The following is a 24,560-nucleotide window of genomic DNA, read 5'->3' as shown; positions in this document are numbered from 1 at the left end:
CATACGGCGCTACGCACTAGCGAGTCAGAGAACCTATACAAGTACGCCGCAAGCCAGGGCCTTTCGCGAGGTGACGCGGACCTTCTTGCGCGGATCGTGATTCCAGGGGTGACCACTCTGCCGCAAGTACGTCGAGCGCGAGACGCGCATGCGTTGAAACTGGTGTTCGCGGAAGTCGGGTCGAGCGCCGCGGAGGCGACCCATCCCGACCACGCGCGGCAACTGGCCGAGCGGCTGGCCGAACGCGCAATCCGGTCGGCCCGGCTGCTCGATGAGTACGCCGGCTACGACCGCGAGCCCCGCGAGCGCCTCGAGGACGAAGAGCGCGAATCGTTCGCGCGCTACGCGTGGCTTTATCGCGACGGTGCGCCGGACGTCGAGACGATCGGTGACCTGTCGGATCGGGTGGCCGTGTTCATCCTGAAACGACTCGGTGGTTAGCGACTGCAGAGTGCGGCGAATCAGAACCAACTAGTGGGAAGATCGGGCCTGGTAGTCCAAGCCCGATCTTCCCCTTTAGTCCGCGCTCGCGGCGGAACGGCGTACGACGATCACATTGTCGATGACGGTGCCGGTTTGGCCTTCTGGGCCGGTCATGATCCGGTCCGAGGCGCCAACTTTCACCACGTCCCAGCCATCGCCCAACGCGAGGCCGGCAATCGTCTCGTCTGGCGTCAGGAACTGGTAATGGTCGTGGTCATGCTGCGACCACGACGGTCCCGAGCCGTGGTCGATGAGCGCAAGGATCCCGCCCGGTGCGACGTTCTGGGCCGCGCGTCGCAGCGCGTCAAAACGAGAGGTCTCGACGGGGGAGTGGAAGTACGCCGCATAGACCAAATCGAACGTGCCGCTGGGAACCTCCGACTCGAGATCGCTCTGCGTCGTCGTCACTCGATCGCTCACTCCGGCTCGCTCGGCTGCGGCGGCGACACGCGCAAGTGCCGTCGTCGACACATCGACCGCACTGACGCGCCAGCCGTTCGATGCCAGCCATACGGCATCACCGCCATGCCCACTGCCGAGATCCATCGCCGTGCCCGCCGGCAACTGCAGTTCGTCGAGGAGATCGACGAGTACGACGTTCGGCCGCGTTCCCCAGTCCCGGTCGACATCTTGATAAAAGTTCTCCCAGAACTCCACCCGCTCGCTGCTCATGCCGCATCTTCTTTCGCGGCGCCGAGGGCCAGCTGCACGTCGTCGAGCACCAGGTCGTAGTTAAGCGCGCCGCCGGCGGCGGAGCCCGCGCCGATGGAGGCCGGGACGTTGGCCGCGGCGTTCACCGTATTGCCGACGGCCCAGACGCCTGCGACGCTGGTGCGTCCCGTGGGATCGACGTTCACGAATGACCCTAACGGGGTTTCGGTCCGGTCGGCACCGAGCTGGCGAAGCGGTTCGTCAAGTGCCACCGAGTGCGGGTGGGTGAAGATCGCGTCCAGGTCGATCGTCCGCCCGTCCGCCATTTCCACGCCGCGGATGCCGTCTGCGTCGGCGATTACGCGCCGTACCGCGCCCTCTTCGATCTCGATCCCGCGCGCGTCGAACCCCATTCGGTCTGCACCCGTGGGAGGCCCGACGGTGTCGGCGAGATAGACGACGGAGGACGACCATTGCCGTACCAACTGCGTGTATGGCACGCTCATCTGGCTCGTCGCGAGTACGCCGATCCGTCGGTCGCGCACTTCGTAGCCGTCGCAGTACGGGCAAACGGCAACCCCGCGCCCCCAGTAGTCGGCCAGGCCCTCGATGTCGGGCAGCTCATCGCGCAAGCCCGTCGCGACGACCAACTTGCGAGCCAGGACCACGCGCCCGTCGCTGTCCTCGACCTCGAATCCGTCGTCGACCCGGCCCGTCCGCACGACGGTAGCCTCGCGGATGACGCCGCCGTACCCTTCGACCTCGGCCCGGCCCTCGGCCAAGAGCGTCAACGGGGACTTCCCGTCGTGCCCGAGGACGCCGTGCATGTGCGCGGCAAAGCGATTGCGTGGCAGCCCGCTGTCGAGAACTAGCACCCGGCGGCGCGCCCGCACTAGCGTCAAGGCCGTGCTCAGGCCCGCAGGGCCGCCACCGATTACAACAACATCCCATCGATTCGTATTCATGCCATCACTATGGGCTACCCTGACTCCATACTGCAAGTGAAGTTGCGGAAACTGCAAATAAGTGGAGGTGCGAGATGGACGAGGTTGAGGCGGCACTGGACGCGGTCGGCCCGCGGCTCAGGGAAGTCCGGGCTCGGCGCAAACTGAAACTCTCGGACGTGGCCGACCGCACCGGGTTTTCAGTCAGCACCCTTTCCCGGCTCGAGTCCGGCAATCGCAAGCCGTCACTCGACCTGCTGCTGCCACTGGCCAAGATCTATCAGGTGCCGCTCGACGACCTGGTCGGCGCGCCGCCGTCAGGCGACCCGCGGATCCATCCCAAACCGATCCGCCGTCACGGCAGCATCTACATTCCGCTGACCCGCAATGCCGACGGCGTACAGGCCTTCAAGATGATCCTTCCGGCCGCGAAGAAAGATGTGCGTATTCCTCAACGCGCGCACGAGGGCTATGAGTGGGTGTATGTGCTGGCGGGGGCTCTGCACCTCAAACTGGGCGGGGTGGTGACCACGGTGGAGGCCGGGGAAGCCGCCGAGTTCGACACCCGTACGCCGCACGGTTTCGTCAGCGCTAACGACAAACCCGTTGAGCTGCTTGGTCTTTTCAGCCCGCGCGGAGAACAGATCCACATTCGCGACGAGTAGCGACATCCCGTGCTCGAGCTATGGTCGACCATAGGTCTCAAGCAAGCGAAGCCAGATCTCGCTGATGGTCGGGTACGACGGAACCGCGTGCCACAGCCGCGAGATCGGTACCTCACCGACCACCGCAATCGTGGCGGCATGGATTAGTTCAGCAACATCGGGGCCAACAAATGTGACGCCCACGATTACGCCGCGATCCTCGTCGACGACCATCCGAGCTTTGCCGACGTAGTCTTCCCGGTGCACATAAGCGCCTGCCACGCCTGCAATGTCGTAGTCGACGACCCGAGTGCGGTAGCCGGCCTTCTCGGCCTCGGCCGCTGTGAGACCGACCGACGCGACCTCGGGATCGGTGAATACGACCTGAGGCACGGCTTCGTGGTCGGCCGTCGCGACATGGGCGCCCCACGGTACGTCGTCCACCGCAGTCCCGTTGGCCCGCGCGGCGATCACGTCACCCGCGGCTCTCGCCTGGTACTTCCCCTGGTGCGTCAGCAAAACGCGATGATTGACGTCCCCAACCGCGTAGAGCCATCCGTCGCCTACCGGAGCACCGGAACCGTCGACGACGCGGAGCGTGTCATCGACAGGTAGCCAATCGCCGTTGTCCAGCCCGACCGACGCGAGGCCGAGGTCCTGGGTGTGCGGGATGCGTCCGGTAGCGACGAGCAACTCATCGGCCTCGAGCGTCGTACCGTCATCGAAGGTGAGCTGCACGGCGCCGGACTCCAGCCGCCGTACGTCCGTCGTCTCTACGCCGCTCCGAATCGTCGCGCCCAACTCGCGCAGCGCGTCGCCGACAAGCTCCCCGGCAAAGGGCTCGTTGCGGGTGAGCAGCCCGCCGCGCGCGATTATCGTGACCTCTGCGCCGAAGGTCGCGTACGCCGTCGCCATCTCCGCGGCCACCACTCCGCCACCGAGTATCGCCAACCTATCGGGGATCTGCTGTGTGCTGGTCGCTTCCTTACTCGTCCAAGGATGAGCGCCGGCAAGGCCCGGGATGTCCGGCAGCAGCGCCGCCGATCCCGTGCACAGCGCGACCGCGTGCCGCGCGGCGTACGCCGTGGTCGTGCCGTCGCTCTCGACCGTGATCGTGCGCGTGCCGGTCAGTCGGGCATGGCCGCGGATCAGCGTGATTCCGGCGCTGTCGACCCACTTGACCTGCTTGTCGTCGTGCCAATGTGACGCAACCTCATCGCGGTGACGAAGTACCGCCGGTACGTCGAGCGTGCCGTTGACGGCTTGTCGGGCACCGTCGACGGCTTGCGCCGCGCGCATCGCAATACCAGGGCGCAGCAGGGCCTTTGACGGCATGCAGGCCCAGTAGCTGCACTCACCCCCGACGAGAGCGGACTCGACGATGGCGACGCTAAGTCCGCCTTGGGCTGCGCGGTCGGCGACGTTTTCGCCGATCGCGCCGGCACCGACGACGATCAGGTCAAATTCTGTGGTGCTCGGGGTTGATTGCATCTGCCCATCATTGACGCCATTGTCGGTGACGTCTACCGATGGCCGCGGATCTGACCACCGCTAGGCAGGCCAGACGCCGGAGCTGCCGCGGCGGTGGCTGTCGACCAGATGGGTGTCGACGATTCCGATTGCCTCCATGAGCGCGTACATCGTCGTCGGGCCCACGAACGCGAAGCCCTTCTTGCGCAGCGCCTTGGACAGTGCGATTGACTCGGGCGACTTGGTCGGGATCTCCTCGAGCGACGCCGGAGTAGGCGTCTCCTTGGGCTGGAACGACCAGACGAAATCGACGAGGCCGCCCTCTTCGCGCATCGCGATGGTGGCCTTCGCGTTGGTGATCGCAGCCCGAATCTTGAGGTTGTTGCGGACGATCCCGGCGTCCGCCATCAACCGCTCGACGTCGCCCTCGTCGTACGTCGCCACGATGTCGGGATCGAAGTTTGCAAACGCCGCGCGGAACGCCGGTCGCTTCCGCAGGATCGTCGCCCACGACAGGCCGGCCTGGAAAGCCTCGAGACTGATCCGTTCGTAGAGTCCGTGCTCGTCGCGGACCGGCATGCCCCATTCGTGGTCGTAGTAGTCGCGAAGCATGGGGTCGACGCTCGCCCACACCGGCCGCGCCAGGCCGTCGTCACCGGTAACAGTTGCCGTCATTGGTCCGACATTAGGCCATCCCAGTGACACGCATCGTGATGTTGAGTCGGCCGTTGGCCAGGCCGCACTCGGGAGGGGCGGTTCGCGGATAGGTCTTCGGTACGCCGTGGAACGCCAACCGGGACGGCCCGCCGAAGACGAACATGTCTCCGGAGGCGAGCTCGACGTCGGTGTATGGCTTCGAGCGGTTCTCGGTGTTGCCGAACCGGAAGAGGCACGTATTGCCGACGCTTAACGACACGACCGGCTCGCGAGACCGTTCGTCCTTGTCCTGGTGCATTCCCATTTTCGCCTTGTCGTCGTAGAAGTTGACCAGCGCGACATCGGGTTGGTACGTCGTCGCATCGTCCTGGTAGGCCGCGACAAGGGCCTCGCGGCCGAGTCGGGCGAGCCACTCGGGCATCTCACCGACGCGTGCGCCGCCGGCGTCGTCCGCGGTCCGGGTGTATTTGTACGGCGCCCAGTGCCACCCCAGACACACCGTCTGCACCGACATCTGGTGGCCGCCAGGCAGTTTCGCGGCACGTATGGGGACCGGGCCGCGGGCCCACTCGCGGCATGCCTCGACCAGACGGCGCTGCTGATCGAGGTCGAGCCAGCCGGGCACGTGAACGGCGCCCTGGGCGATCTCCCTGCGTCCGGTATCAAACAGCGCGCTCATCGTGCCCCTTCCTCAGTCCTCGGGAATCTGGTCGAGTACGTCGCCCAGTATTCCGCACGTAAACGCACGTGCCAGGTCGGACGTGAGAAGGTGAGTCATGCAAGGTCGAGACGTCAATGGGAAGGACGTTGTCTGATGAGTGGTGAGTCGACGGACGAGTTCGAGGTCTATGCGATGCGCTACGCGCACCGGGAGTCCGGCGTACGGGCGGAGCATTTCTATGGCTTCGATGATTGCCAGGATCAACTCTCACCGATGGACTTCTATGTGTGGGCGGCGATCTCTCCGTCGACGACGGTGATCGTGGATGCCGGCTTTACGCCGCAGACGGCGGCCACCCGAGGAGGCGGCCGGGAATACCTCCGTACGCCGATGGAGACCTTGTCCGGTCTCGGGCGCGCGGCCGACACCGTCGAGCATCTGGTCATCACGCACCTGCATTACGACCATGTCGGCCATATCGCGGACTTCCCGCGGGCCGAAGTCCTTGTCCAGCGGGCCGAGTATGACTTCTGGTCCGGGCCGATGGCCGATCGCGGCGACTACGCCCACCTGTCGTATAAGAGCGACATGGACTATCTCGCGGGTCAACTCGACGCCGGGCGGGTGCGGTTGCTCGACGGGGACACGACCGTCGTACCCGGGATTACCACCCACTTCCTCGGAGGGCACACGCCGGGCATGCAGGCCGTGCGGGTCAAGACCAACAAGGGTTACGTCGCGCTCGCGTCCGACTCGAGTCACTTCTACGAAAACTTCCAGACCGACCGGCCGTTTGCGATCGTCGACCACCTGCCTTCGATGTATCTCGCGTTCGACAAGCTTCGCGAGTTGGCCTCGACTGAAGAGCTGATTATTCCGGGTCACGACCCACGCGTCATGGAGCGCTTTCCCGCGGCGTCGCCGGAGCTCGAGGGGTTCGCGGTCCGCATCGCGTAACGAAGCCCGCGAGCAGGTTCGTTTGTAGAGGAAGGGTGCGAAGCGCCCAATCTCTACACTCCAGATCCGTACCGGCTACTGGCCGGGCAGCGGAGCGGACATCGCCCACCGGATGGCACGCGTCGCGACCTGCCCGGCGACTCGCCCCACTAGTGGTTCGGCGACCGGTATGCGTGGAATCCAGAAATGCCTGCGCGCCCAGTAAGGTAGCGACGTCACGGCCGCGGTCGCGAGCATCGCGTAGCCAGGTCGGGCTGCCAGGGGCAGTGGCGGGTCGATGAGCAGAAAACGCGCCGTGTCGCGTGCCTCGCGAGTGGCGTGAAGCTGTGGTCGGTAGGCGTCCAGGCCCCGTCGTACGTCGGCATACGTCCGAGGAGGGTCGATGACTCCGACCTTCGCGGCGACCAGCGCGGCCTCGTCGACGTACTCGTCGCATTGGGCGGCGGTGATTCTGCCTGCGCCGTACTTCTTGTACGCCGTAAGGAAGCTGTCGACCTCGGCCAAATGGATCCACATCAGCAGGCGAGGATCATTTGCGCTGTAACGTCGGCCGTCTTCGCTCACCCCGCGAACCCGACGGTGAATCTCGCGTACCTTCGCGATCAGCTCCTCCGCCAGCGGCTCGGGGCCGAAGGTGGTCATCGCGATAAACGCACTGGTCCGCTGCAATCGGCCCCACGGATCGCCCCGATAGCCTGAGTGGCCGGCGACCCCTGCCATCGCCAGCGGGTGAAGCGACTGCAGCAGCAGGGCCCGGATGCCGCCGATGAACATGGCCGCGTCCTGATGCACTGCACGGATGACGGCGTCCTCGGCGTACCAGCGCGGACCTGGAGTGGCCCACACGTTGCGCGCCGCTTCGCTCGGGTCGTCGCCGACCACTCGGCTGCGCAGTGCCTGAGCCAGAATCGTGCGGACTGTGTCGGTGTTCACCCCACCAGTTAACCCCCGGTTCTAGGACGCGGCAGCGGTCGCAGGTAGAAAGAGCACATGTCGCATCCAACTCCGCAATCGGACAGCCCGTGGCTCAGCACCGAAGAGATCGATAGCGCGCGTCAGCGTTTACCGATCATGTACGTCGACGCGGTACCGGTCCGGCTCGACGACTTGGGGGAGGTGACCGCGGTCGGCCTGCTCCTACGGGTGACCAGCACCGGGGAGATCAACCGTTCACTCGTCTCCGGGCGGGTGCTCTATCACGAACGCATCCGCACAGCGCTTCTGCGGCATCTGGAGAAAGACCTCGGACCGCTCGCGCTGCCGCGGCTCCCCGCGTCCCCGCAGCCGTTCACGGTTGCCGAATACTTCCCAACGCCCGGGGTGTCACCATTCTTTGATCCGCGTCAGCACGCCATCTCGCTGGCATACGTCGTACCCGTGGAGGGTGACTGCCATCCGCAGCAGGATGCGCTCGAATTCAGCTGGCTGACGCCGCAGGAGGCTCGCGATCCGCGGATGCAGGCTGAAATCGGCGGCGGTCAGGCTCTATTGCTATTGCAGGCACTTGCACATCTTGGCCACTGAAAGGGCTAATTACCATGCGTATCGGAGTGAGCTACTCGTCCGCGACGGACTTTCCATCGATCATCAGTGAGGTCGTTGCTTTTGAGAACGCCGGAATCGACGCCGTCTGGCTCGGTGAGTCTTATGGGTACGACGCGATCTCCGCGCTCGGCGCACTCGCGCAAGCGACCTCCCGGATCCAGGTGGGGCCAGGGATTATTCCGCTGTACACCCGGACTCCGGCCTTGATTGCGCAGACCGCTGCCGGCCTCGACGCGATCTCGGGAGGCCGCGCGGCGCTTGGCCTCGGCGCCTCCGGGCCGGCTGTGATCGAGGGTTGGCACGGCGTACCGTACGACGCACCGGTAGCCCGCACTCGCGAGATCATCGAGATCTGCCGGGCAGTCTGGCGGCGCCAGCGGCTCGAGAACCACGGTCGATACGAGATTCCGTTGGTCAACGAGAAGTCTCCTCGGCGTCCGCTCAAGCTCATCGCGAAGCCTCCGCGCGAGCAGATTCCTGTCTATATCGCCGCGCTTGGCGGTCGCAATGTCGCGCTCACGGCAGAGGTCGCGGACGGCTGGATACCGACGTTCTTCTGGCCGGACAAGTGCCAGCAGGTGTGGGGAAGTGCCTTGGCCGAAGGGAAGTCGAAGCGATCCGCCGACCTCGGGACGATGCAGATCGTGACGGCTGCGCATCTCGCCATTGGAGACGACGTCGCGGCGTACGTCGATGATCAACGTCCGTTCGTCGCGCACTACGTCGGTGGGATGGGACCTCGCGGCCAAAACTTCTACAACGATCTCGCGGTGTCCTATGGGTTCCCGGCCGAGGCGGCCAAGATTCAGGATCTTTATCTCGACGGTCAGAAGACGGCGGCAGAGGAGGCGGTGCCCCGCGAACTGCTGGAGGGGATTTCGCTCGTCGGTACCGAGGCGCTGGTGCGGGAACGACTCAGTGTGTACGCCGCGGCGGGTGTAACGATGATCAACGTAAAGCCTGCGGGGGCGTCAGTCGAAGAGAAGTGCGCCCATATTAGGAAACTCCGTCGAATTCTCGACTCCCTCTAGGGCGCACTTCTCGTTCGCTGACTGCTCGGTTGGATTACCTCTTGGTAACCACAGGATCCTCGCGGCTTGAGATATCGCCAACGGGCGCCTGGGTAGCCGCCAGCTGGGCACGAGTCCACGGACCCTTGTAGAAGGGCATCAATACGATGAACACGGCCACGCCAACGACGCAGACGATGATCCAGGTCTGCCAGGAGCCGGTCTGCTTGACGATGATCGGCGCGATGATCGTGAGGGCGACCGACGCCAACCGAACGACGAGGTAGAAGATGCCCCACGTCAAGCCTTGCAGACGCGGATCGAGGTCTTCGGAGTTCTCTGAGTAGTTGGCCATCCATGGGCTGTACGCCGCACCCATCGCGCCACCGAGAATCGCGCCCGTAATGGCGAGCGTGACGGTCGACGTGTTCGGATCGCCAAGCAGCGTCGCAAAGTAGATCATCACCACCAGAGACAGCACTGAGAAGACGAGGCTGAATATCCGCCGCAGCTGCAAGGTGTCCGACCACCGACCGGCCAGGAAAAGTGTGGTCAGATTCAGTACCCAGAACATGGCCATGATGAACGATGCTTCGGCCGCTGATTTGTGGAATGTCGTGGTAATGATGAGCTGCCCGAAGCCGGTGACGGTGAGGTAGAGCAGCAGGAACGCCGATATTCCAATGACGTGTGCCCAGACCATGGGATTGGTCAGGAGCGTGGAGAACTTAGCCGGGGGTGCGCCCTCGGCGTTCTCAATGACCACCTTCTCGGTTTCCAGGACCTCCGCCCGCAGGCGCGGAGAGAGATCGGCGATGTTGAGCGCGATCACCACGGAGGCGATGAGCGAAAGTGTGCCAATGATGATGAACTGCGATTGCCAAGCGTTGTTGAACATTGGCAAGGTGAGCGACGCGATCCCGGCGGAAATGAAGTTGGCGCCGACAGGACCCCACGCCCAGAATCCGAACGCTTGCGCGCGTCCCATCCGCGGCGAGTAGTCACGCACCAATGGCGCGGTGGTCGTGATTGCCATGCCTTCGACCAGCGCCAGCACACAGCGCACAATGACCAGGTGGGTCGGCGTGTCGACGAGGGTCATCGTGAAGGCCAGTATGGAGGTCAGCCCCATCAACGGGATGAGGATGCGCACCCGTCCGAGCTTGTCCGAGAGCGGACCCGCGACCATGCCCGCCAGCGCCCCGACGACCAGCGCGGATGCGGTGATGAGGCCGTAGGTCACCAGGTCCATGTGCAGATCGGGTAGCAGCAGCGGTACGGCCGGTGCGATCGCCGCCTCGTAAGAGCAGATGAGGCTCGCCAGAACGGCCATAAACAGGAATTTTCGACGTTGACCGCCGACTGGATACTCATCCAGTTCGCGGGTCCAGGACAATGCCAAGGTGTTCCTCCAGGTGTGACCATCGGATGCCGGTGGAAGAGACGCTGGTCGTGACCAGCGCCTTCCGTCACATAAAGCCTGATTCAAATCCCGAAGTCAAGGCCTGTTATAGAATCATGTTCTATAATTTGACACTCCGTTAACAGAGATTTGACACGTCCAATCGCGAGGATTGGCCGCTGCTGCGACTCGTGGGTAACGTTGGCGATGGCACAACTCGCCCGAGCTATCGCGCAGCGATGGCACCGAAGTACCGGAGGTAGTTGGATGAAACTGTCCTCGCGCGAAGAGCTGGTCCGCGCCGCCCGGTTTCTCTCGTCGTTATACATGACGAAGTGCTACCTGCAATACGTCGGGCGAGTGCGCGGGAATCCGTTGGCAAGGTCCTCGATATCGCCGTGGCACGCGAACCCGTACCCCCAGTACGAACGTATCCGCGCCGAAGGGCCGATCGCCCGCGGGCTCGCGAAAGGCGTCTACGCGACCGCTCACCATGACGTCTGCAAACAAGTGCTGACGAGCCGCAGCTTCGGCACCGTTGGGCGCGATGACAACTCACCCTTCGACCGCGTCGTTGACCTCTCGCTCCTGGAGATGGATCCGCCAGACCATACGCGGGTACGCAGGGTAGCCGCGCCTGCGTTCACGCCTCGTCGCATGGCGGCGTACGAAGAGCGAATCGAAACGCTGGTCCAGGAGATTGTGGATCGTGCCATTGCGCGAGGCAACTTCGATCTGCAGAAGCTCATCGCGGCGCCGCTGCCAATCGCGATCATCAGCCAGTTGCTCGGCGTCGATGATGTCGATGACGTGGCGTTCGTGCGTTACGGCACCGCGCTTGGCGGGCTGCTGGACGGCCCGCAGTCCATGCGACATATGCGCGAGGCGACGTCCGCCCGCGACGCGCTGCGCGAGATGTTCGAACCGCTGATCGAGCAACGGCGAACCGACCCGCGCGAAGACATGCTGACCACTCTTGCACAGCATGAAGGCGACACGATCTCCGCCGACGAGATGATGCCGCTGTGTACCTTGCTGCTGGTCGCTGGATTTGAGACCACCGTAAATCTGATCGGCAACGCCATTCACCAGTTGATGCGACACCGCGACCAATGGGACCGACTCGTCGAGGACCCTGGGCTCGCTGCGGGCGCGGTCGAGGAAACGCTGCGCTTTGACCCGCCCGTGCAGCTCACGTCGCGCGTTGCCCGTGAGGACATCGAGATCGGCGGCCGACTGGTACGCAAGGGCTCATGGGTGATTCCGATTCTGGCAGCCGCCGGACGCGACCCGAAGGTGTTCGACCAACCCGGCCGCTACGACATCACGCGCGTCGACGCGTCAAACCACCTCGCGTTCTCTAGCGGAATTCACTACTGCGTCGGTGCTTCGTTGGCGCGACTCGAGGCCACTATCGCGCTACGCGTTATCGCCGAGCGGATGCCGACGCTGCGACTGAACGGGAAGGTGCCGATCCGACCATCGCGCGTGATCCGCGGCGTACGCCGCCTGCCGGTCAGAGTCGATGCCGGCAGCCACGCCCAGAGGCTCACCCTAAAAGCGCATTCCTATAAGGAATCTTCCCCGGACTCTAGTCTCTGATCTCGCGCGCGAGCGCAAGGCCTGTTGACATATCTTTTCCGGTACATGATAGTGACGTCGGCATCATTTAACTTGAACCATACGTCGCGCCGCCGCGCGGATCTGTCATGTCGTAGTCAAGGAGTCCAGAATGCCCAGAAGGTTGACGATCGCTGCCATTACGGCGTGCTTGGTCCTCGCCACGGCCTGTAGTTCCAGCGGCAAGAGCAACACCGGAAAAGCCGAACGGGCCGCAAAAACGTCGGAATGTCCCGCGGTAGAAAAGGGGGTCGTGGACAACACGGCGACGTTCACATGGATGTACACGGCCGGGAATACGAGCTTTGATCCGGACAAAATCACCACGAACAACAGCCAGATGTACCTGTACCCGATCTACGACAGCCTGGTGCGGATAAACGCCGAGGGCTCGCCAGAGCCGATGCTGGCAAAGAAGTGGGCCGTCGACGGCAAGTCGATGACCTTGGACCTGATCCAGGGCTGGACCTACCACGACGGCACGTCCTTTGATGCGGCGTCGGTCAAGGCGAACCTGGACAGGCATCGTGCCAAGGGGTCGTGGAACGAAGCTGCTCTCAAGGATGTCACCGGTGTGACCGTCGTGGACAGCGACACGGTGAAGATCGAGACTACGAACGGCGCCGCGCCGCTAGTCTCAGTGCTAGCGAGCTCAGCCGGCATGATGATGAGCCCGGCGGTCTTCGACGATCCCAGTCAGGCGCTGACTCCTACGGGAGGATCGGGCGCATTCAAGCTGGGCGAGTATGCGTCGGCGACCTCCGCCGAATACCTCGCGGTCGATAAGTACTGGGATCCAGACTCTCTGCACGTCGCGAGAATGGTCTACCTCGTCTCCACCGACGACAACGCGCGCTTGAACTCGGTCATCAGTGGCTCCTCCGACTCGACGTTCTTGCGGGCCAGCATGTACGAGCCGGCAAAACAGGCCGGCCTCGTCGTCTGCGAAGCGCCGAGCCTGTCGTCGTACACGATCAACCTCAACGTCGAGAAATCCGAGTTTGGCAAGCCTGAAGTGCGTCAGGCTCTGAACTATGCTATCGACCGCTCTGCCATCGCGTCGGTGCTCGACGGCTTCTGTAAACCAGGAGTTCAGATGTATCCGACGTCGTACTACGCGTCGAACCCTGATCTCACCGAGGAAGACTATGCGTACGACCCGGGGAAGGCGAAGGATTTGCTCGAAAAGGCCGGGCTAAAGAACGGCTTTGGATTTACTGTTGAGGTGTCGAGCGCCGATATCTACACGCAGATGGCTGAAATCGTGCAGGCCAACCTTGCCGAAATCGGCGTGAAGATGGAAATCATTCCTGCGGATCTGGGTAAGCTCGCCGAGGACTTCTCTGTCAATAAGACGGCAGAAGCGCTGCTGTTCGAGCAGAAGGCCGAGTCTGATCCAAGCATCCAGATCGAGTCTTACTACATCAAGGGCGGATTCAACAATCCGGGGAACTTCTCGGACGATAAGGTCACCAGCCTGAACGACGAGGCGAAGGCCGGTGCTACCACGGAGGAGCGGTCGGCGACCTACAAGAAGCTCTACCAGGCGGTGTACGACGCGGTCGCGCCGAACATCACACTGTGTCACCTCACGACCCCATTCACGATGAATAAGAAAACAATGGGCGTCGAGATCTACGCCGATGCGTCGCGCCAATTCCGAGGGGTGGCGATTAAGAAGTAGCGTCGAGATCGAGGGATTCAACTACCCCCTTGGTCGTACTCGTCACTGACCTGTACTCAGGTCGATCGCTACTTTCGGACTTGAGCCCGAGGGCGTTGCCCCACAGGCGGCTCAGTGTGATGACCGCGCTCTCCATGTCGTAGTCGCGCTTGTCCGTGACGAGCCAGGTGTAGAACGAATGCGTAGCCATCGCAACGAGGCAGCTTGCGGCGATCTCGGCGTCCAGGCCGGGATCGACGATGTTGTCTTCCTGCATCCGGATGATGTTTCGACGAATCCGGCGTTCGGCAGTGTGGCGAAGCTTTGTGCGTAGGACCTTCACTTCAGGGTCGAAGGTTGCGGCCTGCTCGAGTAGCGCGAGCATCTTCGAGTTGCCGCGATACACGTCCAGAAACCGCCTGTTCCCAAACTCGACGCGCTGAAACGGCGTGGGGTTCGTGGCGCCCCCATAGTCGCTCTTCTGATAAATGGGGGGCAGGAATTCGGTGAGCACCGCGCGGAAGATGTCCGTCTTCGACTCGAAGTATGTATAGAAAGTGCCGTGTGCGACCTTGGCTTCGGCCGCGATGTCCGCTACCCGCGCGTCGAGAAAGCCGAGCCGTTCGAAGACGGACTCGGCGGAGATGAGCAAGTTATAGCGAGTGCGCTGGCCTTTCGTTAACGCCGTTCTGGGTTCGGGTGTGGCGCCCGATGGCGCCGGCTCGTCGATCATTCGCGACCTGGTCCATTCGTTCCTTGGTGTGGATTTTGCGCTGTCGTGATGTATCGATTTGGTTACGACGTAGTTCATTGTCTACGCGATATTGACATCGACATCAGGTTTAGTTGATAGTGACATCGATGTCAATTTAACTCGCCGCTTACCTCGTCCCTGAGTCCGGGATCCAATGCGCAAGGAGCTTCAGTGCCGCAGACGCGCCCCGTTACGTCCGCAGAAGGCGATCTGCTCGCCGCCCTGTTCCACCCGCGTTCTATCGCGATCGTCGGTATATCTGGAAAGGAAGTAAGCCTTACTTCGCGGCCGCTGCAGTACTTGCTGCGCAGCGAATTCGCGGGAGCGCTGTATCCGGTGAATCCAAACTACGAGGAGCTGCGCGGGCTCAAGTGCTACCCATCGCTGGCATCGATCGGTGCGCCGGTCGACCTGGTGCTGAGCATGGTGCCGGCAGCAGGTGTCGTCGACGTCGTTCGTCAAGCCGGAGAGGTCGCAGCGAAGGCCGTGGTCGTGTTCGCGTCCGGGTTCGCCGAGATCGGGCCGGACGGCGCGGCGCTGCAGCAGGAGCTTGCGGAGGCGGCGCGCGCGGCAAACGTGCGCGTCCTTGGTCCGAATTGTCAAGGCGTGATCAACAACGAGACTGGCCTGATCGGGACCTTCACCGGCGCGGCGGATCGGCCGTTGCCGCCTCCGAGTGGAGTCGCATACGTCGGTCAGAGCGGCGCGATCGGCGGCTCGGTGCTGGATCTGTCCACGGAGATGGGTCTCGGGTTGACCGCTTGGGCTAGTACCGGGAATCAGGCCGACCTGTCACTGGTCGAGGTAGCGACGGCACTGCTCGACGATGACGGTGTGCGCGTGGTCCTGCTGTATGCCGAGGGCATCACCGACGGCGCGAGCTTCGTGGCGCTTGCCGCGAAGGCACACTCGCGAGGCAAACGGTTGGTGATGCTGCGCTCGGGGCGTTCGAGTGTCGGGCGCAAAGCGGCCGCATCACACACCGGTGCAATGCTCGGCGACGACATCTCGCTGGTGCTCACCGCGCAGGCGTACGGCGTGATCCTCGTTGACGATGTCGACGAGTTGTTGGCAGTTGGTGCCGCGCTGGCCTCGACGACGCCGATGGTGGGCCGGAGGGTCGGCATCGTGACGACGTCGGGTGGGGCGGGGATTCTTGCGGCCGATCACTTCGAGCTCAACGGTATCGGCGTTCCCGAGCTCGCAGAGGTGACGCAGACGGCGCTGGAGATAGACGTGCCGGACTTCGGTGCTACCTCGAACCCGGTCGACGTGACCGCTCAGATCTTGAACAAGCCCAATGGCACAGCTGCATTTGGTGAGGTGTGTAAGACGGTCGCGCGTGACGAGTCGGTGGACGCGGTGTGCGTGGTGCTGACAATGGTGACCGGTGAGCGTGGCGCACGGCTCGCTGACGCCGTGGTCGAGGCCTCGCGCACTGCCGGCAAACCGGTCTTCGTCAGCTGGCTCGCGGGTCGTGAACAGACGACCGAGGGGCGTGCGGTCTACCGAGAACACGGGTTTCCCGTGTTCGCCTCGGTTGGCGACGTTGCCCGCACGATCGGCCATATCGCGCCGACAGCCAACGATCTCGGGGTGCGCGCAGTAAAGTCCGCCCGGGAGCCGGAGGGCAACGCCGGCGAGTTGCGCGCGCTGACCGAGGCTTGTGCCGCTGGAGACGCTGAGTCTGAAGACCTTCTCGACGCGTTAGGCATTGCCCGCCCGCGGTCGGTCCTGGCGCGTAACGCGGCGGAGGCCGCGCAGGCGGCGGCCGAGATGGGCGGCCAGGTCGTGCTGAAGGTGCATGCGCCGGATCTTGCGCATAAGTCGGATGTGGGCGGCGTCGTCCTAGGCGTCGCCGCGGAAGACTCCGGTGTGGAATACGACCGGCTGATGGGTATCGCGGCTGCTAACGGTATTGACGCCGCGGGCGTGCTGGTCCAGGAGATGATCCCGACCGGTGTAGAGCTCATTGTCGGCGCGACGAGCACCGGTGACGGGTTTCCGGCGACGGTCACGGTCGGCATCGGCGGTGTGACTACGGAGATTTATCAGGACGTCATCTCGCAGATCGCGCCGGTGACCGCGGAAGTGGCTCGTCGCATGCTCGAGAAGTTGCGAGGCTGGCCGCTACTCGATGGATTTCGTGGCGCGCCCGTCGCAGACATCGAGTCTGCGGTAGATGCGATTGTCGCCGTCGGCCGTTTGATCGAGCAGTTCGCCGACCGGGTCATTGAGTTTGAGATCAACCCGCTAATTGTCGCGCCCAAAGGCCGGGGCGCATGCGCCGTCGACGTACTCATCAGTGCCACACCGGCGTAAACACAGTCGGCGCCACCGGGCGCAGCCATAACTACCAACAAACACAACCGTAAGGGGACACCACGTATGGGAAAGATCGGCTTTGAGAAGAAGGACGGCGTCGCGATTCTGACGATCGACTCGCCGGAGGTCAAAAACGGCCTCACTCCCGACATGGGTCGGGAGCTCGCCGGCTTCTGCGATGAGATCGATGGCGACATGAGCATCGGAGCCGCCGTCGTACAGGGCGCTGCGGGGACATTCTGCTCCGGGGCCGACCGCCGCCGCTGGCAGCCGGGCAGCGACCAAGCAGAAGACAAGACCTACAAGGAATCTGGCGCGGTATACCGAGCGTTTACGCGGGTCGGCAAACTCACCGTTCCCACCGTCGCGGCGGTCCGCGGCGCTGCCGTCGGCGCGGGAATGAACCTCGCACTCGCGACCGACATGCGAATCGTGGCGAAGAACGCGCGTCTCATCTCGGGCTTCCTCAAGATCGGCTTGCACCCAGGCGGCGGCTACTTCACGATTTCTTCCCGGACCGCGGGCCGTGAGGGCACTGCGGCGATGGGCTTGTTCCAAGAAGAGATCAACGGTGAACGCGCGGTCGAGATCGGACTGGCGTGGAAGGCAGTCGACGACGCCGAAGTCGAGGCACTGGCCTTCGAACTCGCATCGCGCCCAGCGAAAGACCCCGAACTGTCCCGCGAGGCCACCCGGTCATTCCGCGCCGAGGCCGAGACGGGCGGCATGGGCTGGGACGCAGGCCTGCAATTCGAACGCGGCATTCAGATGTGGTCGCAGCGCCGCCGCAACAGCTCGTGACCCACTTCCAACCATTCATTAGGAGAACGCAGATGCGTAACAAACTGACAGTGGCAGTGGTGATGGCCGCCTGCCTGGCCTTCGCCACTGCCTGCAGTTCCGGTGGAAGCAGCTCCACCGGTAAGTCCGAACGCAAAGCGGAAACGTCCGCCTGCCCGGCGTACGAAAAGGGGACAAACGACCCCTCGGCCACTTTCACATGGATCTACAGCGTCGGTAACACCAGCTTCGATCCGGACAAGATCACCACAAACAACAGCCAGATGTACCTGTACCCGATCTACGACAGCCTGGTGCACATCGACGCTAAGGGCAATCCGGAGCCGATGCTGGCCAAAAAGTGGTCTATCGACGGCAAGTCGATGACACTCGAGCTGATCCCGAACTGGAAGTACCACGACGGAACGCCGTTCGATGCCGCATCTGTTAAGGCAAACCTGGATCGGCACCGGGCCGCCGGTAGTTGGAATGAGCAGGCACTGAGTGACGTCACGAATGTGACGGTCGTGGATGCGGACACCGTCAAGATCGACACCGCAAACGGTGCGGCGCCGCTGGTTGCCGTCCTCGCTAGCTCGGCCGGCATGATGATGAGCCCCTCGGTCTTCGATGACCCCAACCAGGCGCTGACTCCGACCGGTGGATCTGGAGCATTTACCCTCAGCGGATACACCCCGGGCAGCAAGGTCGAATACACCGCGGTGAAAAACTACTGGTCGCCCGACGATCTGCGGGTCGCCAAGATGGTCTACCTCGTCTCAGGTGACGACAACGCTCGCCTCAACTCCGTGATCAGCGGTGCGGCGGATACGACGTTCTTGCGGGCAAGCATGTACGACCCGGCAAAACAGGCCGGACTGGTTGTCTGTGAAGCACCGAGTTTATCGAGCTACCAGATAGCTCTGAACACCGAGAAGTCGGAGTTCAGCAAGAAGGAAGTGCGCCAGGCTCTCAACTATGCGATCGATCGCAAGTCGCTGGCCGCAGTCACTAACGGATTCTGCGAGCCCGGTGGACAGATGTACCCAGAGTCCTACTTCGCGTCAGATCCTGACTTGACTGCCGACAAGTACCCGTATGACCCGCAGAAGGCTAAGGACCTGCTCAAGAAGGCCGGGCTGACGAATGGTTTCGAGTTCACGATGGAGGTCATCAACCTCGATCTCTATCAGCAGCTGGCCGAAGTAATTCAGGCCAACTTGCAAGAGGTCGGTGTGAAGATGAACATCGTCCCCGTCGAAATCAACAAGCTGGCCGACGACTTCTCGGTAAGCAAGACCGCCGACGCGCAGATGTCCGAACAGAAGGCAGAGTCCGACCCGAGCATCCAGATCGAGTCGTACTACATCAAGGGCGGCTTCAACAATCCGGGCAACTGGTCGGATCCGGAGATCACGAAGCTCAATGAGGAAGGGAAGGCTGGGGCCACGACGGACGAACGCGCGAAGACGTACAAGAAGCTCTACAAGGCGGCGTACGACGCGGTTGTTCCGGACATTGTCCTGTGCCACCTCACGACACCATTCACGATGAACAAGAAGGTGATGGGCGTCGAGATCTTCGCCGACGCCACGCGGCAGTTCCGCGGAGTGGCAATCAAGAAGTAGTCAGTCAACCTCTGGTGGGGTCGGTCAGGTTTATGGCCGGCCCCACCCAGGCAACGGAGGCCCCTCGTGCTTCGCCTTTTCGGCACCCGTTTAGCGATGACGATTCCTTTGCTACTCGTCGTCAGTTTCCTTATCTATAGCTTGATTGTGTTGGTCCCGGGTGATCCCGCGGTCGCGCTTGCCGGTCAGAACCCCACTCCGGATCAGATCGAAGCGGTCCGTGAGAAACTCGGGTTCAACGACCCGTTCCTGCTGCAGTATTGGCATTGGCTCACCGATGCTTTTCACGCTGATCTCGGTAAGTCACTGTTTACCGGTGAAGACGTGTGGTCCTCGATCCTGAGCCGGTTACCGGTGACATTGTCGTTGACGTTCCTGGCGTTGCTGCTTGCGGCGATTCTTGGTGTCGCGCTCGGCCTGGTCGCGGGTCTGCGTCCCGGTAGCTGGATTGATCGTCTTGCGACGGTAGGCGCGAGTGTGGGCGTGGCGTTGCCGTATTTCTGGGTCGGGATGATCCTGGTGTTGTTGTTTGCGATTAACAACCCGATACTGCCGGCGACGAGCTATGTCGGGTTGACCGATAATCCGTTTGAGTGGTTCAAGCATCTGATCATTCCCGCGTTGTCGTTGGCTATCGCGCCGATGGCGGTGATCGCGCGGCAGACCCGGGCCTCGGTCGCGACGGTGATGACTGAGGACTACATCCGGACCGCGGACGCCAAGGGCTTGACTCGTAAACGGGTGATCGCGAAGCACGCGTTGAAGAACGCGGCCGTTCCGGTGGTGACAGTTTTCGGTATCGAGGCCAACCGGCTGATCGGCGGCACGGTCGTGATCGAGCAACTGTTCGTCCTGCCGGGACTGGGCCAGTTGGCGTATCAGTCGGTGTTCGCGCGGGACTTCCCGATGGTGCAGGGAGTGTTGCTGTTTACCGCGGCGCTCATTCTGCTGATCAACTTGATCGTTGATGTGTCCTACGGCTACTTCAACCCGAGGATCAGGAAAGCATGAGCGACAACAACGAAGCACAAGAACCAGAGATCGTCGCGGATGCCGCGGCCGATGAGACATCGGCCGACGAGGCCGCTATTGGAGCGGGCGAGGCAGTAGCCCCGCAGTCGCAGTCGATACGCACTATTGGGCTGAAGCGGTTCGCGCGCCGGTTCTGGGGCAACAAGCTCGCGGTCGTGGCCAGCGTGGTGTTGCTGCTGATCATTGTGGTGGCGGTCGCGGCGCCGCTGATCGCGCCGTATCGGCCGGACGAGATCGATGTCGTCAACCGGTTGTCGGGGCCGACGGTGCAGCATTGGCTCGGCACCGACTCCCTTGGCCGGGACACTCTGAGCAGGTTGATGTACGCCGGCCGCGCGTCATTGGCGGCGGCCGCACTGGCCGTGGGTATCGCGGTCGTGGTCGGAGTGCCGTTGGGGATGCTCGCCGGTTACGTCGGCGGCAAGGCTGACTGGCTACTGAGCCGGGCAGCGGACGTGCTCATGACGTTTCCGGCGATTGTGCTGGCGATCGCGATCATCGCCGCGACGGGTCCTGGTCTGACTACGGCGATGACGGCGCTGGGCGTTGTGTACTCACCGCGGTTGTTCCGGATCGTGCGAAGCTCGACTCTCGGGGTGCGCGCCGAGACTTATATCGAGGCCTCGATCAGCATCGGCACGCCGAGCATGACCATCATCCGCAAGCGGATACTGCCGAACATCCTTTCGCCGCTGCTGGTCCAGATCTCGCTGTTGTTGGCCGCGGCGCTGCTGGCCGAGGCGGCGTTGAGCCTGCTGGGTCTGGGCGTGATCCCGCCGACGCCGAGTTGGGGCAACATGCTCGGGCGCGGGTTCGCCGACATCCGTAGTACGCCGATGCTGGTGGTGTATCCGGGTATCGCGATCGCGCTGGCGACGCTTTCTTTCAACTTGATCGGCGACGGTCTGCGTGACTCGTTCGGCCGGGAAACCCGTAAGGGAGACAAATGAGCGACACCTCCACGCAGCCGCTGCTTCGGATCGAGGACTTGCAGGTCGACTTCGCTACCGATCACGGATGGGCGAACGTCGTCAACGGAGTCTCCTTCGATGTGGCGCCGAATGAGATCGTGGGATTGGTGGGGGAGTCCGGTTCGGGTAAGACCGTGACGAGCCTGTCGATTCTAGGGCTGATTCCACAGCCACCGGGCCGTAAGTCCGGGGGGCATATCTGGTATCGGGACAAAGACCTGACCGAGATGCCGCCAGCCGAGCTTCGCAAGATCCGCGGTAACGAGATCTCGATGATCTTCCAGGAGCCGATGACGAGCCTGAACCCGGCGTTCACGATCGGCGACCAGATCGCCGAGGCGTATCGGCAGCATCGGGGTGGTAAGAAGAAGGCCGCGATGGACCGGGCCGCGCAGATGCTCGACCTGGTGGGTATCCCGAACGCGAGCCGGCGGGTCAGGGATTATCCGCACGAGTTTTCCGGGGGTATGCGTCAGCGGGCGATGATCGCGATGGCGCTCGTGTGCGATCCGAAGCTGCTGATCGCCGATGAGCCGACGACGGCGCTGGATGTGACGGTGCAGGCGCAGATTCTGGAGTTGCTGAGCAAGCTGCGCGATGAGACCGGGACCGGGATCATTTTCATCACCCACGACCTCGGCGTTGTGTCGGAGTTGTGCGACAAGGTTGTGGTGATGTATGCCGGTGAGGTTGTGGAGACCGCTGTCGGGCGGGACTTGTTCGTGCAGCCGAAACATCCCTACACAGAGGGGTTGTTGACTGCGATGCCGCAGCTTGGTGAGCGGGGCGAGCAGCTCGCGTCGATCCCCGGCCGGACGCCCGAGCCGTGGGCGATGCCCGGCGGGTGCCGGTTCAACCCGCGCTGTAAGTACACCACCGATGTATGCCGTAGCGGGGTGATTCCGCTGGAGCGACTCGGTGACGGGCGGGCGAGTCGCTGTGCGCGGATCGCGGAGCTGACACTGGAGGGAGCGAAATGAGCACGCCGAATTCGAGTACCCAGGCCCCGCTGGTGGATGTGCGTGGCCTCGATGTCACGTTTGAGAAGAAAGAACTGTTCAAGAAGGCCCGTGTTGTGCGGGCGGTGAAGGATGTCTCGTTCCAGATCGCCGAGGGTGAGACCCTCGGGCTTGTCGGGGAGTCCGGGTCGGGGAAGTCGACGACGGGCCGGGCGGTGCTGCAGCTAGTTCCCGTCGCCGCCGGCGACGTCACCGTCGCGGGGCAGGATCTGGTCGCGCTGAAGGGTAAGGCCCTGCGCGCGGCGCGGCGGAACATGCAGATGATCTTCCAGGACCCGTATTCCTCGTTGGATCCCTCGGCCACGGTCGGTGCGAGCATCAGTGAACCGCTCCTGGTGCACGAGGGCATGTCGGCGAAAGACGCGCGGGCGCGAGCCGTTGAACTCCTTGAGCTGGTCGGGCTGCGAGAGAGTCACGTGAACCGCTACCCGTATGAGTTTTCCGGTGGGCAGCGTCAACGCGTCGCGATCGCGCGGGCACTGGCGTTGAACCCGAAGTTCATTGTGTGTGATGAGGCCGTGTCGGCGTTGGATGTATCGACGCAGAACCAGGTCATCAACTTGCTGGAGAAGCTGCGTACCGAGTTCGGGTTGTCGTACTTGTTCATCGCGCACGACCTGGCGATCGTGCGGCACATCTCGCACCGGGTCGCGGTCATGTATCTGGGCCATATTGTGGAGATCGGGCCGGCGGAACGGGTCTACAACGATCCGGCGCACCCGTACACGCAGGTGTTGCTCTCGGCGATCCCGGATGCCAGCCCGTACCGGGAGAAGAGTAATCGGATTCTGTTGAAGGGTGAACTCCCGGACCCGGCTAATCCGCCGTCGGGGTGCCCGTTTCAGACCCGGTGCGCGTATGTGATGGATATCTGCAAGCAGCAGATGCCGCCGATGACATCGGTGGATGGTGGAGGCGACGTGGCCTGTCACTTGCAGACCACCGGACCCGCCCTCGCCGGATCGCCCCTCGGGGACCTGAAACCAACCAATCCGGCGGGCCCGGTCGTCGGCACCGGACCAGAGGACATAATCGAGACAACAGTAGGAGCCGAGAAGTAGATGGCAGGACCATTCGCGGGAATCACGGTCGTTGAGTTCGGCCAGTTCGTCGTCGTACCTTTCTGCAGCCAGCTACTAGCCGACAGCGGTGCGCGCGTCATCAAGGTCGAACCACTTCGCGGGGACGCCTACCGATCGGGGGTGGGGCAACTTGCGCCCGGGTTCACCCGGCAGTTCCTGATCAAGAACCGCGGCAAGGAGAGTGTCTCGATCGACCTTGCGCATCCCGATGCGGCGCCGGTCATTGAGGAGCTGATCAAGCTGGCGGACGTCGTACTGATCAACCTCAGCCCGTCGGCGGTTAAGCGCCGCGGACTGGACTACGAACGGGTGGCCGCGCTGAACCCGCGGGCCATCTACGGAGCGGCGACCGCGTACGGACAGATCGGTCCCGAAGCGCCGCTGCCGGGCATGGACGTCGTCGTTCAGGCGAGGTCGGGGCTGATGAGTTCGTTGGCGGCCGAGAACGACGGTACGCCGCATCACAGCGAGGTCCAGGCAACCGACTACGCCTCGGCATTGCTCTTGTACGGCGGAATATCCGCTGCACTGTATGCGAGGACCAACACTGGCAAGGGCCAGCGAGTCGACGTTGCGCTGCTAGGTGGCGCGCTGGCCCTGCAAAACAACTCCCTTGCCCACCACGTCGCCGAAGACGGTTGGCGGGAAGATTTCGTGCACGAGACCCTCCCGGCCATGCGCCGCGCGAGAGCGACTCGAGCCGAAGTGGAGGCCGAGCGGATCTCGCACCGCGCCGATCCTCCGGGACACACGGCGCACTACCGGGCGTTTGCTACGAAGGACGGTTTTCTTGCCGTCGGCGCCGGCAGCCCCAACACTCGCGAGCGGCTGGCCGCATTGGTCGGCGTCGATTCCGTCTTGGCGACCGAACAGCCGGCGACGTTCGGCGCGAGACTCAAGGAAGCCCTACTGACCCGCACCAATGAAGAGTGGATCGCGGACCTTCGCGCGGCTGACATTCCGGTAGCCCCAGTCCGGCATATCGAGGAGATGCTCTTCGACGAGCACGCAATCGCTGAAGGGCTCATTGCCGAGTACGACCATCCGGTCGTCGGCAAGTTCCGGGGGATCGGCGTGCCGATTCGGATGAGTGATACGCCGATGGGCGGCAGTCCGCCGACGCCGTCGTTTGCCGCGCACACGGCCTCTGTCTTGAGCGAGATCGGTTACACCGCGGCACAAATTTCCACGCTCGCCGATTCCGGCGCCGTACATGTTGCCGGTGACGGTGTGTCGTCGCCGAATAGTAACGAGGAGTAGAA

23 protein-coding genes are annotated in these 24,560 nt (G+C 63.2%); 15 read left to right on the top strand and 8 right to left on the bottom strand.

Translation table 11 applies throughout. The features are described from left to right. The first annotated feature begins 108 nt into the window (after positions 1-108). The gene (locus CLV47_RS07860) at positions 109-441 is read left to right on the top strand and encodes a hypothetical protein (RefSeq protein WP_146135320.1); all 333 of its coding nucleotides are present in this window, start codon (positions 109-111) and stop codon (positions 439-441) included. Between the two features lie 75 nt (positions 442-516). Here CLV47_RS07860 and CLV47_RS07855 read toward each other — a convergent pair whose 3' ends face one another. Beyond that, complete coding sequence (locus CLV47_RS07855; RefSeq protein ID WP_106348485.1) at positions 517-1,155, bottom strand: class I SAM-dependent methyltransferase; 639 nt, start codon at positions 1,153-1,155, stop codon at positions 517-519. Further along, positions 1,152-2,099: an NAD(P)/FAD-dependent oxidoreductase gene (locus CLV47_RS07850; RefSeq protein WP_106348484.1), complete on the bottom strand. Its 948-nt coding sequence runs from the start codon at positions 2,097-2,099 to the stop codon at positions 1,152-1,154. Before CLV47_RS07850 ends, CLV47_RS07855 begins: the two co-directional genes overlap by 4 nt. A gap of 74 nt (positions 2,100-2,173) precedes the next feature. Here CLV47_RS07850 and CLV47_RS07845 point away from each other — a divergent pair, with 74 nt between their 5' ends. Continuing rightward, a complete protein-coding gene (locus CLV47_RS07845) occupies positions 2,174-2,743 on the top strand; it encodes a helix-turn-helix domain-containing protein (protein WP_106348483.1) in 570 nt (189 codons plus the stop codon). Between the two features lie 18 nt (positions 2,744-2,761). Here the strand turns inward: CLV47_RS07845 and CLV47_RS07840 are convergent, their stop codons facing one another. From CLV47_RS07840 to CLV47_RS07830, 3 genes are read right to left on the bottom strand one after another with little or no spacing between them, the layout of a single operon-like run. Further along, positions 2,762-4,213, bottom strand: a complete 1,452-nt coding sequence (locus CLV47_RS07840) for a dihydrolipoyl dehydrogenase family protein (RefSeq protein ID WP_106348482.1) — start codon at positions 4,211-4,213, stop codon at positions 2,762-2,764. A gap of 60 nt (positions 4,214-4,273) precedes the next feature. After that, positions 4,274-4,867, bottom strand: coding sequence for a DNA-3-methyladenine glycosylase I (locus CLV47_RS07835; RefSeq protein WP_106348481.1), 594 nt, complete (start codon positions 4,865-4,867; stop codon positions 4,274-4,276). A 10-nt stretch (positions 4,868-4,877) separates the two neighbouring features. Continuing rightward, positions 4,878-5,528 (bottom strand): alpha-ketoglutarate-dependent dioxygenase AlkB family protein, encoded by a 651-nt coding sequence (locus CLV47_RS07830; protein WP_106348480.1) that lies wholly within the window; start codon positions 5,526-5,528, stop codon positions 4,878-4,880. Positions 5,529-5,663: 135 nt separating this feature from the next. On the opposite strand from CLV47_RS07830, the gene CLV47_RS07825 reads away from it, so the two are divergent. Further along, positions 5,664-6,467 (top strand): N-acyl homoserine lactonase family protein, encoded by an 804-nt coding sequence (locus tag CLV47_RS07825; protein ID WP_106348479.1) that lies wholly within the window; start codon positions 5,664-5,666, stop codon positions 6,465-6,467. Positions 6,468-6,542: 75 nt separating this feature from the next. Here CLV47_RS07825 and CLV47_RS07820 read toward each other — a convergent pair whose 3' ends face one another. Then, on the bottom strand, positions 6,543-7,400 hold the full coding sequence (locus CLV47_RS07820) for an oxygenase MpaB family protein (protein WP_202862453.1): 858 nt from the start codon (positions 7,398-7,400) through the stop codon (positions 6,543-6,545). 57 nt (positions 7,401-7,457) lie between these two features. Here CLV47_RS07820 and CLV47_RS07815 point away from each other — a divergent pair, with 57 nt between their 5' ends. Together CLV47_RS07815 and CLV47_RS07810 are read left to right on the top strand one after the other, a co-directional pair. Next, positions 7,458-7,991: an NUDIX hydrolase family protein gene (locus CLV47_RS07815; RefSeq protein ID WP_106348478.1), complete on the top strand. Its 534-nt coding sequence runs from the start codon at positions 7,458-7,460 to the stop codon at positions 7,989-7,991. Between the two features lie 14 nt (positions 7,992-8,005). Beyond that, the gene (locus CLV47_RS07810) at positions 8,006-9,043 is read left to right on the top strand and encodes an LLM class F420-dependent oxidoreductase (RefSeq protein ID WP_106348477.1); all 1,038 of its coding nucleotides are present in this window, start codon (positions 8,006-8,008) and stop codon (positions 9,041-9,043) included. Between the two features lie 34 nt (positions 9,044-9,077). Here CLV47_RS07810 and CLV47_RS07805 read toward each other — a convergent pair whose 3' ends face one another. After that, the gene (locus CLV47_RS07805) at positions 9,078-10,355 is read right to left on the bottom strand and encodes an MFS transporter (protein WP_106348476.1); all 1,278 of its coding nucleotides are present in this window, start codon (positions 10,353-10,355) and stop codon (positions 9,078-9,080) included. Between the two features lie 336 nt (positions 10,356-10,691). Between CLV47_RS07805 and CLV47_RS07800 the strand changes: the two genes are divergently transcribed. Then, the gene (locus tag CLV47_RS07800; protein ID WP_106348475.1) at positions 10,692-12,026 is read left to right on the top strand and encodes a cytochrome P450; all 1,335 of its coding nucleotides are present in this window, start codon (positions 10,692-10,694) and stop codon (positions 12,024-12,026) included. A gap of 130 nt (positions 12,027-12,156) precedes the next feature. Then, positions 12,157-13,728, top strand: coding sequence for an ABC transporter substrate-binding protein (locus tag CLV47_RS07795; protein WP_106348474.1), 1,572 nt, complete (start codon positions 12,157-12,159; stop codon positions 13,726-13,728). Here the strand turns inward: CLV47_RS07795 and CLV47_RS07790 are convergent. Continuing rightward, positions 13,718-14,440, bottom strand: a complete 723-nt coding sequence (locus CLV47_RS07790; protein WP_170110997.1) for a TetR/AcrR family transcriptional regulator — start codon at positions 14,438-14,440, stop codon at positions 13,718-13,720. The genes CLV47_RS07795 and CLV47_RS07790 overlap by 11 nt on opposite strands. Positions 14,441-14,632: 192 nt before the next feature. Here CLV47_RS07790 and CLV47_RS07785 point away from each other — a divergent pair, with 192 nt between their 5' ends. The 8 genes from CLV47_RS07785 (at position 14,633) to CLV47_RS07750 (ending at position 24,558) form a co-directional block, all read left to right on the top strand. Then, positions 14,633-16,783, top strand: a complete 2,151-nt coding sequence (locus CLV47_RS07785; RefSeq protein WP_106348472.1) for an acetate--CoA ligase family protein — start codon at positions 14,633-14,635, stop codon at positions 16,781-16,783. A 66-nt stretch (positions 16,784-16,849) separates the two neighbouring features. Then, positions 16,850-17,587 carry an enoyl-CoA hydratase-related protein gene (locus CLV47_RS07780; protein WP_106348471.1) on the top strand — a complete coding sequence of 246 codons (738 nt, stop codon included), beginning with the start codon at positions 16,850-16,852 and terminating at the stop codon, positions 17,585-17,587. A gap of 32 nt (positions 17,588-17,619) precedes the next feature. Continuing rightward, positions 17,620-19,194: an ABC transporter substrate-binding protein gene (locus CLV47_RS07775; RefSeq protein WP_146135319.1), complete on the top strand. Its 1,575-nt coding sequence runs from the start codon at positions 17,620-17,622 to the stop codon at positions 19,192-19,194. Positions 19,195-19,260: 66 nt separating this feature from the next. Next, positions 19,261-20,205 carry an ABC transporter permease gene (locus tag CLV47_RS07770; RefSeq protein ID WP_272946787.1) on the top strand — a complete coding sequence of 315 codons (945 nt, stop codon included), beginning with the start codon at positions 19,261-19,263 and terminating at the stop codon, positions 20,203-20,205. Next, positions 20,202-21,176 (top strand): ABC transporter permease, encoded by a 975-nt coding sequence (locus CLV47_RS07765; RefSeq protein WP_106348468.1) that lies wholly within the window; start codon positions 20,202-20,204, stop codon positions 21,174-21,176. Before CLV47_RS07770 ends, CLV47_RS07765 begins: the two co-directional genes overlap by 4 nt. Next, positions 21,173-22,177, top strand: coding sequence for an ABC transporter ATP-binding protein (locus tag CLV47_RS07760; RefSeq protein ID WP_106348467.1), 1,005 nt, complete (start codon positions 21,173-21,175; stop codon positions 22,175-22,177). The genes CLV47_RS07765 and CLV47_RS07760 overlap by 4 nt, the downstream gene beginning before the upstream one ends. After that, positions 22,174-23,277: an ABC transporter ATP-binding protein gene (locus CLV47_RS07755; protein WP_106348466.1), complete on the top strand. Its 1,104-nt coding sequence runs from the start codon at positions 22,174-22,176 to the stop codon at positions 23,275-23,277. The genes CLV47_RS07760 and CLV47_RS07755 overlap by 4 nt, the downstream gene beginning before the upstream one ends. After that, positions 23,278-24,558: a CaiB/BaiF CoA transferase family protein gene (locus CLV47_RS07750; RefSeq protein WP_106348465.1), complete on the top strand. Its 1,281-nt coding sequence runs from the start codon at positions 23,278-23,280 to the stop codon at positions 24,556-24,558. It abuts the gene before it with no gap. The last annotated feature ends 2 nt before the right edge of the window (positions 24,559-24,560 follow it).

The sequence above is a fragment of the Antricoccus suffuscus genome, assembly GCF_003003235.1.
In the GTDB taxonomy this organism is placed as follows: Bacteria; Actinomycetota; Actinomycetes; order Mycobacteriales; family Antricoccaceae; genus Antricoccus; species Antricoccus suffuscus.
Note: the sequence above shows the minus strand (reverse complement) of the source record. Positions and strands in the feature narration are given on the sequence as shown.